The following is a 17,217-nucleotide window of genomic DNA, read 5'->3' on the forward strand; positions in this document are numbered from 1 at the left end:
CAAAAAACCTCATTCCAGCATTCGCCGCTCGGCACGTTGCAGATCTTCAGGGGAGCCGTAAATCACGATCACATCATTTTCTTCGACTCTGGTATCTGCCGGCGGTGACACCCAGCGCTTACCAGAACGAACGATGGCCTGGATCATCGCTCCCCCAAGATCTAGCTCCCCAACCTGCTTGCCGAGGGCGCTACAGCCAGACGGAATCCCGATAGAGCGGGCCTGACTGGCGTCATCTCGTTCAGGGTCGTCAGCATCCAGGTCATCGCCGCGGAAAAACTCACGAATCAACCGATACTTGCTCGATCGCTGTTCCTGTATCCGCCGCATGACCTGGGACGGCGGAATATCAAGCAGCAGCAGTGCTTGCGAGGCGATCATCAGGCCAGCCTCGAGCGTTTCCGGCACCACCTCAGTGGCCCCGGCTTGTTGCAGCTCCTCGACTCGCGTCTCGTCACGCGTGCGAACCATTACAGGCAGGTCTGGCCGGAGAGTTCGAAGATACTCCAGGGCCTTCAGGGATGCCGCGACGTCGTCGTGACTGATGATTACCAGACGGGCACGGTTCAGGCCTAGCAATTCGAGCATGGTTCTATCGGATGCATCCCCATAGTAAACCGGCTCGCCAGCACCATGAGCTTCCCGAACTCGCACTGCATCGAGATCCAGCGCAATGAATGGCATGTTCTCTTCGCCGAGCAGGTGGGCAACACTTTGCCCGATGCGCCCGTAGCCCAGGATGATCACGTGCCCATAAAGCTGAGCCGTTGTGTCTGGCTCCAGTACCGGACTGCCGGGACTGTTGGTCTGGATAGCACCGCGCACCAGAACGCTGGCGATGGCCTGGTTGTACTTGATGATAAAAGCACCCAGAACCATCGAAAAAAGCACTGACATGAGCGCGATCTGGCCGAGGTAGAAATCAATGGCATCTGATGCAAACGCTATCGCCAGTAATGCAAAGCCGAACTCCCCGCCCACGGCCAGTAACAAACCGGTTCGCCAGGCTGTCGATGGGTCGGCACCGGTTGACCTCACCAGCGCCATCACCAGCAATGTCTTGCTAATCAGCAAAACCAGGGCCCCGAGCAGGGCCCAGTGCCAGATCTGCGGAAGAATCCCCGGATCGACCAACATGCCGATGCCAATGAAGAACAGGCCCAGCAATACATCTCGAAAAGGTCGGATGGTCGATTCCACTTGGTGACGAAACTCTGTTTCACCGAGCATCATCCCTGCCAGAAAAGCGCCGAATGCCAGTGACAATCCGAGGCTATTGGTGGTCCATGCAGCCAGAAGCGCCACGAACAGGACCGTCAGGGTGAAGATCTCTGCGGAGCGACGACCGGCGATGAAGTGAAAAACCGGTCGCAGCAGCCATCGCCCGGCCAGAAAGACCAGCAACAGGGCTAACAGGGCTTTAGCCAGCGCCCAGCCCATGGCTCCCGCGAGCGCCTCCGCTCCAGCTGCCATACCGAGAACTGGAATGACCACCACAAAGGGCACGGCGGTGACATCCTGGAACACCGACATCGCCAATCCGAGCTTTCCGTGGCGACTGTTTTCTTCGCCCTGCTCCATAAGCTGCTTGCCGATGATGGTCGTGGATGACTGGGCGAACACTGCGCCTATCACGAACGCCGCGACAGGGGGCAACCCTGCCAACCAGGCCACCGACCCGACCACGCCGGTCGTAAGGACCACCTGACTGGTGCCGAGTCCAAGGACCTGATGGCGCAAGGCGAGGATCTGCGGCAATGAAAAGTTCAGGCCGATCGTAAACAGAAGAAAAACGATACCGAACTCTGCAATGGTCACGATCTGCGGGATGTCGATAACCGGACCCAGGGTGTGCGGGCCGAGCAACAGGCCGACCAGCAGATAGCCCAGACTGGTGGGAATCTGGAGACGATGAAAACCCACTACAACCGTAACGGCTGCGCCCAACAATAAAATAACTTGCGCAAGGTGCTCCATCAGATGGGACCTCCGCTGACAGGTCGAGCAGCAGGTGGATAACAGCCGGCTCTGCGGGCGACCTGGTTGGATATCAAGATAATCGACGTCATTGCTTGCCTGATCTCATTCCTGACCGTGCCTTTCGCGCATCACGGCCGAAATGAGCTCGATCGCGACTCACGTTCTGGGCGTCTTATCCCTTGAACCCCTTCCCCACCAGATAAACCTCCCTCGACCGCGGCCGCGATGCCTCTGGCTTGCGTATCACCACCTTCTCGAACGAAGTGCGGACGTCTTTCAGGAATTCGTCAGAGCCTTCGCCCTGGAACACCTTGACCACATAGTTGCCGCCGGGCTTGAGCACCTGCCGGACCATGTCGAGGGTGAGTTCGACCAGATACATCGAGGCGGCCTGGTCAGCCGCCGCGACGCCGCTGATATTGGGGGCTATGTCGGAGACGATCAGATCGGGCTGCCGGCCATCGAGTATGTCGAGAAGCTGCTGGAAGACCGCATCATCGGTAAAGTCGCCCTGGATGAAGTCGACGTTATCCAGCGGGTCCATGGGCAGGATGTCGGTCGCCACTACCCGCCCCTTCTCACCCACCAGCTTTCCGGCCACCTGCGACCAGCCGCCGGGGGCGGAGCCAAGATCCATGACCAGCATACCGGGGCGTATCAGCTTGTCCTTCTCGTTCAGCTCGATCAGCTTGTAGCTGGAACGGGAGCGCAAGCCGTCCTTCTGAGCCCGTTTGACGTAGGGATCGTTGACGTGTTCATCCAGCCAGCGGCGGCTGCTTTTGGATCGTTTCATCAGATTTGCGCGAGAAACCCCGCACTTCAGTGCGGCGAGGGATAGCGCGGCGCCGTCAGACGCCCCTGCTCTCGCTGCCTCCTTCTTCGGTGGTCGCTATCTTTACAAGAAGATTTGTACTCTGTGAGGCATCGACCGTTGGTACCCCAGCTCCAAACGCTGCTCCTGTTGCGGACATACGCTGGACTCGCTCCCGCTCGACATTCGCGCCTGGGCCTGCCCCGAGTGCAAGACGGAGCACGACCGCGACGTGAACGCCGCGGTCAATATCAAAGCCGCCGGGCTGGCGGTGTTAGCCCTTGGAGAGAATGTAAGCGGCATGGGTCCAGTACCCGTGTCCGGTTCTCGTTGAATTGGGAATCCCCTTCCTTTAGGGAGGGGAGCAGTCAAGAGAGAGCCAACCACGGAAAAATCAATGAGGAGCAGACCAATGTGCGGGACAGAGGATTGCGAAGCGACGGCAATTATAAGCCGATGACGCTGGTCCGCGGGGCTGGGATCGCACCGCGCCGACCGACACGACACCTTCCAGAACCCCCAGGCCAGGCCTGACAGGGCCGGGCCGCCACAGGTACAATCCGCGCCGCTCTCCCACCTCTTCTCCCTCCTCTGCCGGAGTCACCGGCCAGGACTATTGCCGCCATGATTCGCATCACCGAACTGTCCCTGCCTCTCGATCATCCTGCCGATGAGTTGCGCCAGGCCATCGTCAAGCGCCTGAACATCAGCGACGCCGATCTGCTGGACTTTACCGTGTTCAAGCGCAGCTACGATGCCCGCAAGAAGAACAGCGTCATCCTGTTCATCTACATCATCGATCTTGAGGTTCGCGACGAGGCGGCCGTGCTGGCGCGCTTTGCCGATGACCGCAACGTGCGCCCGGCGCCAGACACCGGCTACTACCCGGTCGGCCAGGCACCGGCCGGTCTGAGCGAACGCCCGCTGGTGGTGGGTTTTGGCCCCTGCGGGCTGTTCGCCGCGCTGCTGCTGGCGCAGATGGGCTTCAAGCCCATCGTGCTCGAACGCGGCAAGGATGTGCGCAGCCGCACCAAGGATACCTGGGCCCTGTGGCGCAAGAAGACCCTGACGCCCGAATCCAACGTCCAATTCGGCGAGGGCGGTGCCGGGCTGTTCTCCGACGGCAAGCTCTACAGCCAGATCAAGGACCCGAAGTTCTACGCCCGCAAGGTGATGCACGAGTTCGTCCGCGCCGGCGCGCCGGAAGAGATCATGTACGTGAGCAAGCCGCACATCGGTACCTTCCGCCTTACAGGCGTGGTCGCGGCGATGCGCGAGGAGATCATTGCCCTCGGCGGCGAGGTGCGCTTCCAGAGCAAGGTGACCGATCTCTTGATCGACAATGGCCAGCTCGAAGGCGTAGTGCTGGAAAGCGGCGAAACCCTGCGCAGTCGCCATGTGGTGCTGGCGCTGGGCCACAGCTCCCGCGATACCTTCCGCATGCTGCATCGCCAGGGCGTGTTTATCGAAGCCAAGCCCTTTGCCATCGGTTTTCGCATCGAACATCCGCAGGGCATGATCGACCAGGCTCGCCTGGGCAAATACGCCGGCCACCCGGAACTCGGCGCCGCCGACTACAAGCTGGTGTACCACGCCAAAAATGGCCGCGCCGTCTACAGCTTCTGCATGTGCCCGGGCGGCACCGTGGTGGCGGCCACCTCCGAACCGGGGCGCGTGGTGACCAACGGCATGAGCCAGTACTCGCGCAACGAACGCAACGCCAATGCCGGCATCGTCGTGGGGATCAACCCACAGGAGGATTTCCCGGGCGACGCACTGGCCGGCGTGGAACTGCAGGAGCGTCTGGAATCACTCGCCTATGAGCTCGGCGGCAGCGACTACTGCGCTCCCGCGCAGCTGGTGGGCGACTTCATTCGCGGCGTGTCCTCGACCGAGTTCGGCGAGGTCGAGCCCTCCTACAAGCCCGGCGTGCGCCTGGGCGATCTGGCGCCCTCGCTGCCGGACTATGCGATCGAGGCCATCCGCGAGGCGCTGCCGGCCTTCGGCAAGCAGATACGCGGTTTCGATCGCGCTGACGCGGTGCTCACCGGTATCGAGACCCGCACCTCTTCCCCGGTCCGCATCACCCGCGACCACGAGACATTGCAAAGCCTCAACCTGCGCGGCCTCTATCCGGCCGGCGAGGGTGCCGGTTACGCCGGCGGCATCCTCTCGGCAGGCGTGGATGGCATCAAGGTCGCCGAAGCCCTGGCCAAGTCGATGCTGGCTGAAGCCGGACAGACCGAAGCGCAGAGCAGCTGAGCGCCCGATTGATGAAACTCGACGACATCAAGAAACTGCACCAGAAAAAGTACCGGGCCGAGTTCGGTCATTTTCTGGTGGAGGGCGAGCATCTGGCGCTGGAGCTGCAAAAAGCCGCCCTGCACAACCCGCAGCTCCAGCGCAGCGAGCTGTACGTAACGGCCGCCTATGAGCACTGGCAAAGCCCGTTCAAGACCCACCTGATCAGCGACCGCCAGATGGCGCAGATCACCGACACCAAAACCCCGCAGGGCATCGTCGCCCTAGTCCCGATGCCGGCCGCGGCCACACCGGCTTCTGCGCCCGTTGCGGGCGAGTGCGCCATCTACCTGCACGAAATCCAGGATCCGGGCAACCTCGGCACCATCCTGCGCACCCTGGCCTGGTTCGGTAACTTCCGCTGCCTGCTCAGCCCCGGCAGCGTCGACCCGTACAACCCCAAGGTCGTGCGCGCCAGCATGGGCGCCATCTTCCACACACCGCTGGAACTGGACGTGGAACTGGATTCCCTGCGCACGCGCTTTGCGCGCATTGCCTGTCTGGATATGGAGGGCGAGCCCGTGCAATCGGCGGGCTTCAGGAATTTCGACTGCTACCTGTTCGGCAACGAAGCCCGCGGCGTACCCCGCGAACAGCTGCACACGCTCGGCGCCCAGCCGTTTACGATCTCCGGTTGCGGCGCGATCGAGTCGCTGAATTTGGCGGCGACGGTGAATATGTGTGTGTATGAGGTAAAGAGGTAGTTGCGGACAATGGGCGAACCTCAACTGAAAGGAAAGCTGACGGTAAATGACGTTCCGCTCTCCTCATCAGAGCTCACGGATACCCGCCCGCCGTGCGCCTTGGCTATTTCCCTGACGATAAACAACCCCAGACCCACGCTTCGTACGCCGTTATCGGCATTCGCGCCTCGGATCATTGGTTCGAACAATTTAGCCAGCAAGGATGGGCTAATCACTGCACCATGGTTCACTACCGCCACATATGCCATGTCATCTTCCAGCTTCGAAGTAACCACGATCGGCCGCTCCAGGTCACCGTAGGAAACGCTGTTACCGACAAGATTACCGATGAGCTGGTGCACGCGGTCAGCGTCCAGGCGCGCAGTACCAGTGCCGACCGCGTCGTGAACAAGTCTCGCCTTAGGAAACGCAACGCGCAGTTCCTCGACGCTTTGACGGACGAGATCATGTAAGTCTAGGTCCGAAGGAGAGACGACGATTCCTCGTCCAACCCTGACCAGGGTGAAATCCAATAGATCACTGATCAAACGCTCTGCGCGGCTAGCCGATTGGGTGATGTATCCGAGCAGGTTGGTCTCTCTAGCGGTGCGCTCGCCTTGGGCGAGCACATCGGTGCTCATCTTGATTGCCGTCAGCGGGTTTTTCAGGTCGTGGCTGGCGATGGCGACCATCTGCTCGGCAAACGATGCGCGTTTCTGGGCCTCCTCGAATGCCTTGCTCAGTTCCGCTTGAGCCAAACGAAGTTCGGCTTCGGCAGCCGATTTCTGCCGCAGAAGCTCCTCGGCGAGCTTTCGGGCTTTAAGTAGCTCTCGCTCATACTTGTCTCGATCATTGATCGTGAATAGCGCCAGTTCATGCTGAACGCCATTGACGCCCGCGCGCCGGACACCATTCAACAACACGGTAAAGGTACGTCGGTCACGGCGCAGAAGGTCTAGTTTCACCTCGGCGACAGAACCTTGCAGCTTCATCAGCGGGGCCCAGTGAGTCTGATGGAAGATTCGCCCGCCCATCGTAAGTAAATTCTGAAAGCGCCTGCTACGAAGCTCCTGTTCGGTGAAACCGATCCATTGGCTGAACGTAAGGTTGGCGCGAAGTATGGTGCCGTCCTCCTTAGTCACTAACAGCCCGCAGGGCGCCTCCTCATAAAGCGACTGCGGGTCGGGCAGTGGAGGCTCATCGCCGTGCATCTAAGCCTTTCCATGGCAGCAGGAAGCTGTCCATTGCATCAGCACAGGCGCCAGGGACACTCATGTGTGGGCAGTGACCGACATTGTCCACCAGGACGAGCGTGCTGTTGAGCATGCTGTTGCGCAGATACTCGCCAACCACGACGGGCGCGATTAGGTCATCGGTAGACTGCAGGATGAGTGTCGGCGTGGCTAGGCCGGCAACGTCTTTCCGGTTGTCCGACGTGAAGGTCACTCTCGCGAAGTGCTTGGCTATCTCGGGGTCGGTACGGCAGAAGCTGTTGGTCAGCTCAGCGCCCAGTTCAGGCTGCCCAGGCGCACCCATGATGACGGGCGCCATGTTGCTGGACCAGCCGAGGTAGTTGTCGTCCAGGCTGTCGAGCAGCGACTTGATGTCTTCGAGGGTGAACCCTCCCACGTAGTCATCGGAGTCGACATAGCATGGGGAGGGGCCAACCATGATATGAGCAGCGATGCGACCGGGCGCTTGCCGATCAGCCAAGACGTCAATCATGGCGCTTACCGAATGGCCTACCAGAATCACTGGCCCGACGGCGAACTGATCAATGATCTCGTTGAGATCCTGGGCGTATCCGGCAAGCGAGTCGTACCTTGCCCAGTCATACGCGCCAATGTCTGATCGGCCTGCGCCTACGAGGTCGTACACCACGACTCTGAAATGGTCTACGAAAAGGCCTGCGAGATAGCGCCACATGGTCTGGTCGCAGCCGAAACCATGGGAAAAAATCAGCGTAGCTGGACCGTCGCCCATCACGTTCACGTTGTTGCGATCTTTAAGGTCCATGTGCATTTCCAGACAAGGTAATTACCACCAGGCAGGGAGTTTAGATATCCAGCCGTGTTAGGTCACTCGATAACTTCAGCGGGCGTTGGGTCGCGAGCTCTATTGGCATGGCGCTTAGGCTAAAGCAGCGTAGTAGAGCCGATAGTGATCCGCGACAGGGAAACCATGGCATCCAGACCGCTCCGAAATCACGAAACCCACCGAATCGGTGGGTTTCGTTCTAGAGTCAAAAAGATTCAGGCGTCGTTGGCGCTCTCGATGCGCTCGTCTTCGTCGGCATTCTTCACGTCGCCGACCGGCCCGCCCTCAGGATCGGTCGTTTGCTCTAACGCTTCGCTGCTCGCACCACCATCCTGCGTGGCGCTGTTGCCACCGGCCGGCAGGTTGGTCTGGACGAAGGCTTCCTGCCCTTCCAGCTCCAGCACCCGCGAGGTGTGGAGCCGGACTTCGCGCAGCAGCTGCGGGTTCTCTGCCAACTTCTGGTCCAGCGAGGGGATGATTTCCTTGAGCCTGGCCTGCCATTCAGGGCTCTCGACCCACTCAGGAAAGACCCGGGTCAGCAGGTTGAGCATGATCGGTGGCGCGGTGGAAGCGCCCGGCGAGGCGCCCAGCAAGGTCGAGAGGGTGCCATCCTCGGAGACCACCACCTCGGTGCCAAACTGCAGGCTGCTGCCGTCGTCGGTCTTCTTGATGATCTGCACCCGCTGGCCGCAGTCGAGAGCTGCCAATCATCAGGGTTCAGCTCGGGATAGTACTGTCGCAACGCCTCGAGGCGATCCTGCATCACTTCGCCGACCAGATAACGCACCAGATTGAAGTTGCTCACGGCCACTTCCATCATCGGCAGGACATTGCTGAAGGTCACCGACTCGAACAGATTGGTCCATGAGCCTTCCTTGAGGAACCTGGTCGAGAAGGTGGCGAAGGTGGCGAAGGGGCCGAAAAAGAGCGTGGGCTGACCATCGAGACCTGAGGATCACCCAGGGCGCGGCCAAACGCGCCGCCGCGCTGACCCACAGGCTGCGGGCCTACGGCCACGGCGGCGAGCCGGCCGATTTCGACGCCGCGGACCCTCAGTTCCCATCGCCAATCGTGGTCCCGCCATCCACCACGATGTTCTGCCCGGTGATGAAGCCACCCGCCGCCGAGGCCAACAGCAGTGCCAGTCCGGCGATCTCATCCGGCGTTCCGACCCGTCGCAGGGGCGTGAGCGCCAGGCGTTTTTCCATGACCTCTGGCCGGTCGGTGAGTGGGCGGGCGAATTCGGTCTGGATCACGCCGGGGCTGATGGCGTTGACCCGCACGTTGGAGGGTCCCCACTCCACCGCCAGGTTGCGCGCCAGTTGGGCCAGCCCGGCCTTGGACAGGCCGTAGAGGCCGAGCGCCTTGTTGCCACGCACGCCGGCGATGCTGGCCATGAGTACCACTGCACCGCCGCCCTGCTCCGCCATTCGCGGAATCAGTGCGTTGGTCAGCCAGAGGGCGCTGCGCAGGTTGACGGTCATGGTCAGCGCCCAGTCGGCATCGCTGGCGCTGGCCAGCGGGCCCATGTGGGGGGCGACGCCAGCGTTGCAGACCAGCGCATCGACGCGGCCGAATGCCTGGACCACGGCCCCGGCCAGGTACGGCACCTGGCCGGACTGGCTGAGGTCGGCGGCAAAGGCTTGCGCCTCGAACCCCTCCTCGGCCAGTTCGTGACAGACGCGCTCGCAATCGTCGGCGCTCTCGCTGCTGATGGCCAGTCGCGCCCCAGCCTGGCCGTAGGCCCGGGCGATGGCCAGGCCGATGCCCCGGGTCGCGCCGGTAATCAGCGCCACCTTGCCGGACAGGTCGAACAGGTTTTGCATGGCGGGCTTTTCCATCAGAGCACCTGGCAGGCGTCGTCGAACGCCAGACGCGGCCCGGCCGGGCGCAGTTTGTCGGGATCGCCATGGCCGATGCAGCAGAGGAAATTGCTTTTCCAGCGGCCGTCCGGAAAGAACTCCTCGTCCACCTGGGCGTTGTCGAACCCGGACATGGGCCCGCAATCCAGGCCCAGCGCACGGGCGGCAGTGATGAGGTAGCCGCCCTGCAGGCTGCTGTTGCGCAGGGCGGCGACAAAGGTCGCCTGGGGGTTGTCGCGGTAGGCGGCGCCGGCATCGTAGGCCGGAAACAGCTCGGGCAGATGCTCGAAGAAACGGGTGTCGTAGGCGACGATGACGGTCAGCGGCGCGGCCAGCATCTTCTCGCCGTTGTGGCCTTTGAGTGCCGGGAGCAGACGCGCCTTGGCCCCGGCGCTGCGAATGAAGACAAAGCGCGCCGGGCAGCAATTGTTGCTCGTCGGCCCCTGGCGCACCAGATGGTAGAGGGCGTCGATCTGCTCGTCGCTGACCTCTCGGTCGAGCCAGCCGTTGTGGGACCTGGCGGAGAGAAACAGCTGATCCAGCGCCTCGGAAGATAGTGGCTGCGACATGAAGAAACTCCAGCTAGGGAGACGGGGCCGCGGGGCCCCGCCAGGTCAATGGGTCGAATGAGCCGCGCCCGCGCCGGGGCTCAGCCGGGCCTGCAGGCCGCCGATACGTGGCACGGCGAGGCAGATCAGCGCCACCAGCACCTGGACCGCACCGATGACGGCCAGCGCGGTGGGCAGCGAGGCGATCACACCACCGGTGAGGGCCACCACCACCAGCGGGCTGGCGAACTGGCCGCCGAACATGGCCGACGTGAAACCACCAGTGGCGCGCCCGCGCAGCGTGCCGCCCACCTGGGCCATGATCCAGGTGATCAGGGTCGGCATCAGCAAGCCGATGCCGAGGCCGTTGATCACCACGGCCACCAGCGCGACCGCATGGCTCGGCGCGGTGGCCAGCAGCAGCCCGCCAATTCCGGTCAGGGCGAAGCCGGCCAGCAGCAGCGCATCCAGGCGATAACGCACCAGCATCCGGAAACTCACGGCGCCGATAACGATGGCCAGTTGGTTGGCGCCCATGGTCATGCCGATCAGTTGCGGCGCCTCCACCCCCAGCAGGTTGAGCAGGTAGCCGCCCTGGGACGGCACCACCAGCAGGCTGAGCCCGGCCAGGAAAGTGAGCACGTAGAGCGGCATCAATGCCTTCCAGGGAAACAGCTGCGCAGGCTCGGCGCCATGCACGTCGCTGTGACGCGCCGGTTCCCATAGCAGCCAGGCGCAGAGCGGCAGCAGCACGAAGCCCACCCCGTAGAGCAAAAACGGCGTGCGCCAGGTTTCCGAACCCAGAAAGCCGGCCAGGGTGATGAACAGCACCGCCGACAGCGAGGTGACCACCATCTGCAACGCCAGCAGGCGTTGGCGGCGGACGCCGCTGTAGTAGTCGCCGATCAGGGTGGTGCAGCAGGTCATGATGCCCGCCTCGGCCAGGCCGATGCCGGCGCGACTGAGGACAATGAGGTACAGCGAATCCAGCCAGACCGGCATCAGGCCGAAGACCGAGTACAGCGCCAGGCAGATCAGCAGCAGCGGCTTGCGGGCCACCCGGTCGGCGATCACGCCGGCAAAGGGGGCCAACAGCGCCACCATCAGTGCCGGCAGGGCGATGATCAGGGGTACCAGCACGGCGCTGCCGGGGGTCTCGGAAAAGTGCTGCATCATTGCCGGAAGGAGCGGTGCCACCAGCACCGCGGCGAGGACCGACAGGCAGCTGCCGATCATCAACAGGGCGGTCTGGGGCCAGGAAGCGTTTCGCATGGGTTCGTCCTTTCTTGTGGTTTGCACGCAAGTGCCGGCGTTGCAGACGGGCCGGCAGGCGGCAAGCCGCCTGGGAAAGAGGGGCCCGGCAATACCGGGCCCGGGAGCAGAGCCCTTAACGCAGGCTCGAGCCGGTCAGGGACGCCGGGGTGAAATGGTTGTCGGGCCAGCCGCCTTCCTTCAGCACCAGGTTGCCCTGGTGATTCGCTTCCAGGTTGCTGGCGTACCAGGTACCGGCGATCAGGTCGTAGAAGCCGTGCGGGCCCTGAACGAAGCCGGGCAGCTCCGGCGCGACCACCGGCAGGTTGTACAGCACCTTCCAGAGGTCTCCCTTGGCGTCGTAACGCTCGCCGGTCACGGCGCGCCAGCTGTCCTCGTCGATGTAGTAGGTGCCCTTGGAAGCGGTGTGGCGCTGACCGTCGCGCAGGGTGGCTTCCACCACCCAGACCCGGTGCCGCTCCCAGCGCACATAATCGGGATTCAGGTGGTTGGCCATCAGCAATGCGTCGATGTTCGGCGCCTGCTGGCTCTTGTTGGCGTTGTAGGGGATCAGCATTTCCTTCTTGCCCACGAGGTTCCAGTCGAACCGGTCCAGGCGGCCAAGCCAGACCTGCAGGTCATCGAAGCCGGCCACACCGGCCGCCGCCGGGGTCGGGGTATCGCAGCAGGAGTTGGGCAGCATCCGCACGCGGCGCTGGCCGGTCAGGTAGACCCAGGTACGGGTCTGGTCGGGGTTCAGGTTCTCGCGACCGATGATGGCCTCGCCGGCACGGATCGGTGGGCCGTCGTTGACCATGCGGAACAGCCAGTAGTCACCCTTGTGCTGGTTCTGGAAGGTTTCCAGGCTGCCCTTGGGGTCGAAATACGGGATCTGCACCTGGGAGTTGCCCACCGCAGTGACCACGTGGCGGCCGTCGGCACTGGTCAGGGCGTTGGTCATCGGCTGCTCGTAGGCGTGGCCGCGCCAGTGCAGCAGGTGGTTCCACATCACCTCGGCGCCGTTCTTCGGCAGTGGGAAGGGCACCCCGCCAAAGGCGTCAGTGGGAGCGTAGCTCGGCGCCGGGCCGGCGCTGGCACGAGTGGCGTTGGCGAAGGTGTTGTCGTAGTACCAGTCCGGCGCGGCAAAGGTACGGCGGGTTTCGTAGACGTCGATCCGGTAGCTGTCCGGATACTTCTGCAGCATGGCCTTGGTGCCCTCGGTGAGCACCGCCTCGTATTCGCCCATGTTGCTGGCGGTCACCGAGTACAGCGGCTTGTCACCGGCGAAGGGGTCCTGGCGCTTGCCCTTGCCGTCGTAGCGGCTGCCGCCAGTCAAACCGCCATCCCAGGCCGGGATGGTGCCATCGGCGTTGCCGGCGCGTTCGGCGCCGAACGGGGTGAGCTCGTTGCCCTTGAGCTTTTCGGCTTCTTCGGCGCTGACCGCGGCATAGGCCAGCGGGGCAGCGGCGGCCAGCAGGGTGACGGCGACGGCAAGGCGCGCTCGTTGGAATGCAGTTCTCATATTGTTCTCCTTATCAGAACGTCCGGGTCACGTAGAGCGAGATGAAGTCACGGTCAGCCAGCGGCTGGTCGAAGCTGTACTGGTTCTGCTGAGTGAGGAAGTGGCCCCGGCTGCCGAAGTAGTTGGTGTAGGTCGCGCCGAAACCCCAGTCCTGCTGGTAGGTGCCACGCACGCCGATGTTGAAGTCGCCACCACGATCCACGCCGAAGTTGCCTACGGCAAGCGAACGACCGCGTGGGCTGTAGCCGATACCCACCGGTACGCTCAGGTCCAGCTGCGGCAGCACCTGGCGGTAGGTCGGGGTGAATACCACACGAAAGCCCCAGGCATCCCGCTCGCCGTTGGGCTCCAGTACCTCGCGGTTTTCGGTGACGCTGAGCATGCGGTTCCAGGCCACTTCACCGACAAAGCTGGACTCGCGGAACACCGCGTTGGTCGGCAAGGTCGCGATCCAGGACATCTGCGCGTGCAGGGTGTTGCCCCTGGCGAAGGCCGCGTTCTTGTCGTTGTCGCCGATCTGCCCCGGCAGCACGGAGATATTGCTGGAAAGCAGCGGGCTGTCGCGGCGGGTGGAAACCTCGAAGCCCAGGTTCACCGGCCCGAAGGTATTGCTGACGCTGGCGCCGAAGGCCTTGATGTTCTCGGCATAGGCCCACTCGAACTGCTCCGGCCCCACCGGTGCCGGCAGCGGCGTCCCTGGCCCGATGCGCATCTGCGACAGGCCGGTCTTGGCGTGGTAGCGGATCGCATAGAGGCCATACTCGGCGTTGCCGTTGGGCAGACGGAAGCGCACGCTGACCCCGCCCTGCCCCGAGTCCTTCGGCTTGTTGTAGCGGACCGGCACGCTCGGTGCGAAGGGCTGCGGCCCGAGCAGGATGCGTTCGCTGCCGTCACCGACGATGTCGCCGACACTGAAGTAGCTGCCCGCGCCGGGCAGGCGCACGCCTTCCCATTCGAACTGGTAATAGGCAGCCAGGGTGACGTCTGGGCTGAGGTCGAATTGGGCAGAGACCTGCTCCACCGGCCGGATCAGCTCGCGAAACTGGGTATTGGGCACCGACTGCGCCTTCACCGCGTCCACTGGCTGCATGCCGCCGGCGATGCCATTGGCGCCATAGAACAGGCTCTCGCCCCAGAGCAGCGAGTGCTGGCCCAGGCGCGCAGTCAGGTTGCGTCCGCCCAGGTCGAAGCGGCCCATCACGAAGTAGTCCAGCAGTTCGGCATCGCGGCCGTGCAGGTCACGGACACCACTCTGGAAGTGGCCATGACGGGTGCCGGGGAAGTTCCAGGAGGTCGGATTGTCGTGGTCGGCGCTGCTGTTGTAGAGGCTGTCGTACCAGGCGGCGCCGGAAATCCGCGCCCCGAAGGTGCCACGGTACATGACCTCCAGCTCCGACAGCAGGTCGAGGCGGTTGGAGACCAGGCCGCGGTCGAAATTGCGGTTGCTGTCATCCTGGTTGATGTTGCTCAGCAGCTCATCGTCCTGGCTGCCCACACGAAAGGCGTTGCTGTACTTGAGGGTGTTATCCCAGCGCAGGCTGAGATCGGGGTTGCCGGTGTCGATCTGGAAGGCATGGGCCGGGAGCGCGCACGCGGCCAGCAGCGCCAAGGGCACACTGGCATGGCTCCAGCGAAGTTTCCCGAATACCGGCTGCCTGATCTTGTCTTTCATGGCGATTCCTCTCGTCATCATTTGTAATTATTGTTTTCTACCTGCAGCTTGTTCAGCGATACATCCGTGACATATCGACCAGAGCACCCGTTACTTCCCGAGGCGGAAATAACCGTTACCCTTCTGCAGTCCAACTTCTCGGCACTCGCGTCGATGGCATTCTTCGCGATGACGTCTGCCTGAACCCGCATCGGCCGGTCCGGCTAGAACTTTTATTTGCTGATTTCGAACACCGGTTCGTTCGGTGTCCCCCTTTTACTGCAGGGCGAAACAGGCTGTTCGCCCTGCAACGGATTCGGGCGCGGTTCAGATCGGTTGCGCGGTAACTTCCAGCATTTCCTTCACCAGGCCGATGCGGTCGAAGGTATGGTCGTGGGCCATTTCTTTGTCGCCGGCCAGGATCGATTTCTCGCTGATGTACCGGCAGCGTTCGAAACGCCGGTCCATGAAGCGCCGCAGGCGGGCTTCCATGGAGCCCTCGCCGACCAGCTCGTGGCTCAGCACCAGTGCGTCCTCGATGGCCATGCCGGCGCCCTGACCGAGATGCGGCGTGGTGGCGTGGGCCGCGTCGCCGATCAGCAGTACCCGGCCCTTGAACCAGGGCTCGTTGACGAACACCACCTCCATCGGCTTGTACACCACCTGGCTGCTGTCGGTGATCTGCTCGCGCAGTTCACCCACCAGCCCGCCGATGGCGGAGATCCGCTCGCGCATCAGTTCGGCCAGCTGAGACGGCTCCATGCGCGGGTTTCCCGGCTCGTGGGAGGTGGAGAACATGTACATCAGGTCCTCCGCCAGCGGCACCAGTCCGGCGTTGCCGGCAGCGCCCTGGTAACTGGCCAGATGGTCGATGGAAGGGTGGCGCGGGAAGTTGTAGCGCCACACCGCCTGGCCTGTGTAGCGCGGCTGGTAGCGGTCGCCGAACAGCATGCTGCGTACCTTGGAGTAGACGCCGTCGGCGCCCACCACCAGGCTGTAGCGGCCGCTGGTGCCATCGGTGAAGATGACATCCACGCCCTCGGCATCCTGCTCCAGGCGCTCGACGCTCAGTCCCAGGCGTACCTGAACACCGCGGCTGATGGCGGTCTCGCTCAGGACGTTGTGCAGCGCCAGGCGGGAGATACCGATGTTGGCGGGATAGTCGGGGCCGGCCAGACGCTGGCCGGGAATACGAACGAGTTGTTTGCCTTCGAGGTTGTAGATGGCGACGTCTTCGAATGCGTAGGCGGCCTGCAGATATTCATCCAGTACCCCGAGGCGGGCCATTTCCCGGACCACGTTGCTTTGCTGGATGATGCCGACACCGTAAACCGTCCATTCGGACTTCAGTTCCACCAGGTCGACGTCGATTCCCTGGCGACGCAGCGCGATACTCGCGCAAAGCCCCCCGATACCGCCGCCCACAATGAGCACTTTGTCTGTTTCACGCATGACGAGCACCTTGTTTTTGTTTTCGTCTGTTCGACTTCGCGCTGCGATGGCGCCAGTCCCAGTCACGTCGGTTGCCACCCGCTCAAGGCATGTCCAACCGCTGTTGGGGTAAAACTAGGGGGCACTGATCCGTTTGACTAATCGTGAGTTGGGATGGAAAGTATCGCGAAAATAAATACAAAAAGGATCTCTCGGATGCGCTTCCAACATCTCGATCTCAACCTTCTGGTCGCCCTCGACGTGCTGCTGGAAGAAGAGAACATCACCCGCGCCGCGGCGCGCCTGCACATGACCCAATCGGCCGCCAGCGGCGTGCTAGGGCGTCTGCGGACCTACTTCGATGACGATCTGCTGGTGCAGGTGGGGCGCAAGATGCTGCCCACTCCACTGGCCCGCGAGTTGGCCCTGCCGGTGCGGGAGGTGCTGATGAAGATCCAGTCGTCGATCACCGCCAAGCCGGTATTCGACCCGGCCACCAGCAAGCGGCACTTCCGCCTGTTCACCTCCGATTACGTGATCAGCGTGCTCTTCGCCCAGGTGATTTGCCGTCTGGCCGAGATTGCGCCGAATGTCACCCTGGAAGTGCTCGCCCTCGGCGATACCGCCTTCGAGTCACTGGCTCGGGGCGAAGTAGATCTGATGGTTATCCCCGATCGCTATCTGGTGGACGATTACCCGGCAGAGCTGGCATTCGAAGAGGAGCAGGTCTGCGTAGTCTGGGCGGACAACACCCAGGTAGGAGACAACCTGACCCTCGAACGCTACCTGGAGCTGGGCCATATCTCGGTGGGCTTCGGCCGCAACCGGCAGCTGAGCATCGAGGACTGGTTCATGAGCCAGTACGGCTGCAATCGCCGGATCGAGGTCATCACCCACGACTTCAACACCCTGCCGCAACTGGTAGTGGGCACCCAGCGCATCGCCACCATGCACCGGCGGCTGGCGGAGCTCTACGCTCGGGCCTTCCCGCTGCGCATCCTGCCGACACCGGTGCCGCTGCCCACGGTTCGCGAGTTCATGATGTGGCACCGCAGCATGGACCGGGACCCCACGCTGCGCTGGCTGCGCGAGCAGATCCTCGAGACCGCCCGCAGCCCGGCGTTCGCCAGCGCCTGAGCC

General features: G+C 62.9%; 14 protein-coding genes and 1 pseudogene. 4 read left to right on the forward strand and 11 right to left on the reverse strand.

Translation table 11 applies throughout. From position 1 onward, the window contains the following. Positions 1-9: 9 nt before the first annotated feature. On the reverse strand, positions 10-1,977 hold the full coding sequence (locus ACFOMF_RS05730) for a cation:proton antiporter domain-containing protein (protein WP_386362149.1): 1,968 nt from the start codon (positions 1,975-1,977) through the stop codon (positions 10-12). Between the two features lie 175 nt (positions 1,978-2,152). Next, positions 2,153-2,773 (reverse strand): 23S rRNA (uridine(2552)-2'-O)-methyltransferase RlmE, encoded by a 621-nt coding sequence (gene rlmE / locus ACFOMF_RS05735; protein WP_386362151.1) that lies wholly within the window; start codon positions 2,771-2,773, stop codon positions 2,153-2,155. Positions 2,774-2,903: 130 nt separating this feature from the next. Between rlmE and ACFOMF_RS05740 the strand changes: the two genes are divergently transcribed. The 3 genes from ACFOMF_RS05740 (at position 2,904) to ACFOMF_RS05750 (ending at position 5,796) form a co-directional block, all read left to right on the forward strand. Next, entirely contained in the window at positions 2,904-3,125 is a 222-nt protein-coding gene (locus tag ACFOMF_RS05740; RefSeq protein WP_386362719.1) for a zinc ribbon domain-containing protein, read from the forward strand. A 290-nt stretch (positions 3,126-3,415) separates the two neighbouring features. Then, the gene (locus ACFOMF_RS05745; protein ID WP_386362154.1) at positions 3,416-5,053 is read left to right on the forward strand and encodes an NAD(P)/FAD-dependent oxidoreductase; all 1,638 of its coding nucleotides are present in this window, start codon (positions 3,416-3,418) and stop codon (positions 5,051-5,053) included. A gap of 11 nt (positions 5,054-5,064) precedes the next feature. Further along, a complete protein-coding gene (locus ACFOMF_RS05750) occupies positions 5,065-5,796 on the forward strand; it encodes a TrmH family RNA methyltransferase (RefSeq protein WP_386362157.1) in 732 nt (243 codons plus the stop codon). Between the two features lie 20 nt (positions 5,797-5,816). Here ACFOMF_RS05750 and ACFOMF_RS05755 read toward each other — a convergent pair whose 3' ends face one another. The 9 genes and pseudogenes from ACFOMF_RS05755 to ACFOMF_RS05795 form a co-directional block, all read right to left on the reverse strand. Then, a complete protein-coding gene (locus ACFOMF_RS05755; protein WP_386362160.1) occupies positions 5,817-6,986 on the reverse strand; it encodes a PAS domain-containing sensor histidine kinase in 1,170 nt (389 codons plus the stop codon). Continuing rightward, positions 6,973-7,791 (reverse strand): alpha/beta fold hydrolase, encoded by an 819-nt coding sequence (locus tag ACFOMF_RS05760; RefSeq protein WP_386362163.1) that lies wholly within the window; start codon positions 7,789-7,791, stop codon positions 6,973-6,975. Before ACFOMF_RS05760 ends, ACFOMF_RS05755 begins: the two co-directional genes overlap by 14 nt. A 236-nt stretch (positions 7,792-8,027) precedes the next feature. Further along, a pseudogene (locus ACFOMF_RS05765) lies at positions 8,028-8,698 on the reverse strand (malate:quinone oxidoreductase); the annotation flags it as partial. A gap of 166 nt (positions 8,699-8,864) precedes the next feature. Then, complete coding sequence (locus ACFOMF_RS05770; protein WP_386362165.1) at positions 8,865-9,653, reverse strand: SDR family NAD(P)-dependent oxidoreductase; 789 nt, start codon at positions 9,651-9,653, stop codon at positions 8,865-8,867. Next, complete coding sequence (locus tag ACFOMF_RS05775; protein ID WP_386362168.1) at positions 9,653-10,243, reverse strand: malonic semialdehyde reductase; 591 nt, start codon at positions 10,241-10,243, stop codon at positions 9,653-9,655. Before ACFOMF_RS05775 ends, ACFOMF_RS05770 begins: the two co-directional genes overlap by 1 nt. Before the next feature lie 45 nt (positions 10,244-10,288). Beyond that, positions 10,289-11,494, reverse strand: coding sequence for an MFS transporter (locus tag ACFOMF_RS05780; protein WP_386362171.1), 1,206 nt, complete (start codon positions 11,492-11,494; stop codon positions 10,289-10,291). A 115-nt stretch (positions 11,495-11,609) separates the two neighbouring features. Next, the gene (locus tag ACFOMF_RS05785; protein WP_386362174.1) at positions 11,610-12,995 is read right to left on the reverse strand and encodes a DUF1329 domain-containing protein; all 1,386 of its coding nucleotides are present in this window, start codon (positions 12,993-12,995) and stop codon (positions 11,610-11,612) included. 13 nt (positions 12,996-13,008) lie between these two features. Continuing rightward, the gene (locus tag ACFOMF_RS05790) at positions 13,009-14,667 is read right to left on the reverse strand and encodes a DUF1302 domain-containing protein (RefSeq protein WP_386362177.1); all 1,659 of its coding nucleotides are present in this window, start codon (positions 14,665-14,667) and stop codon (positions 13,009-13,011) included. A 306-nt stretch (positions 14,668-14,973) separates the two neighbouring features. Further along, complete coding sequence (locus ACFOMF_RS05795) at positions 14,974-16,098, reverse strand: FAD-dependent oxidoreductase (RefSeq protein WP_386362180.1); 1,125 nt, start codon at positions 16,096-16,098, stop codon at positions 14,974-14,976. Positions 16,099-16,293: 195 nt separating this feature from the next. Between ACFOMF_RS05795 and ACFOMF_RS05800 the strand changes: the two genes are divergently transcribed. Then, a complete protein-coding gene (locus ACFOMF_RS05800) occupies positions 16,294-17,214 on the forward strand; it encodes a LysR family transcriptional regulator (RefSeq protein ID WP_386362183.1) in 921 nt (306 codons plus the stop codon). Positions 17,215-17,217 lie beyond the last annotated feature (3 nt).

Source organism: Stutzerimonas tarimensis, assembly GCF_042648805.1.
GTDB classification, from domain to species: domain Bacteria; phylum Pseudomonadota; class Gammaproteobacteria; order Pseudomonadales; family Pseudomonadaceae; genus Azomonas; species Azomonas tarimensis.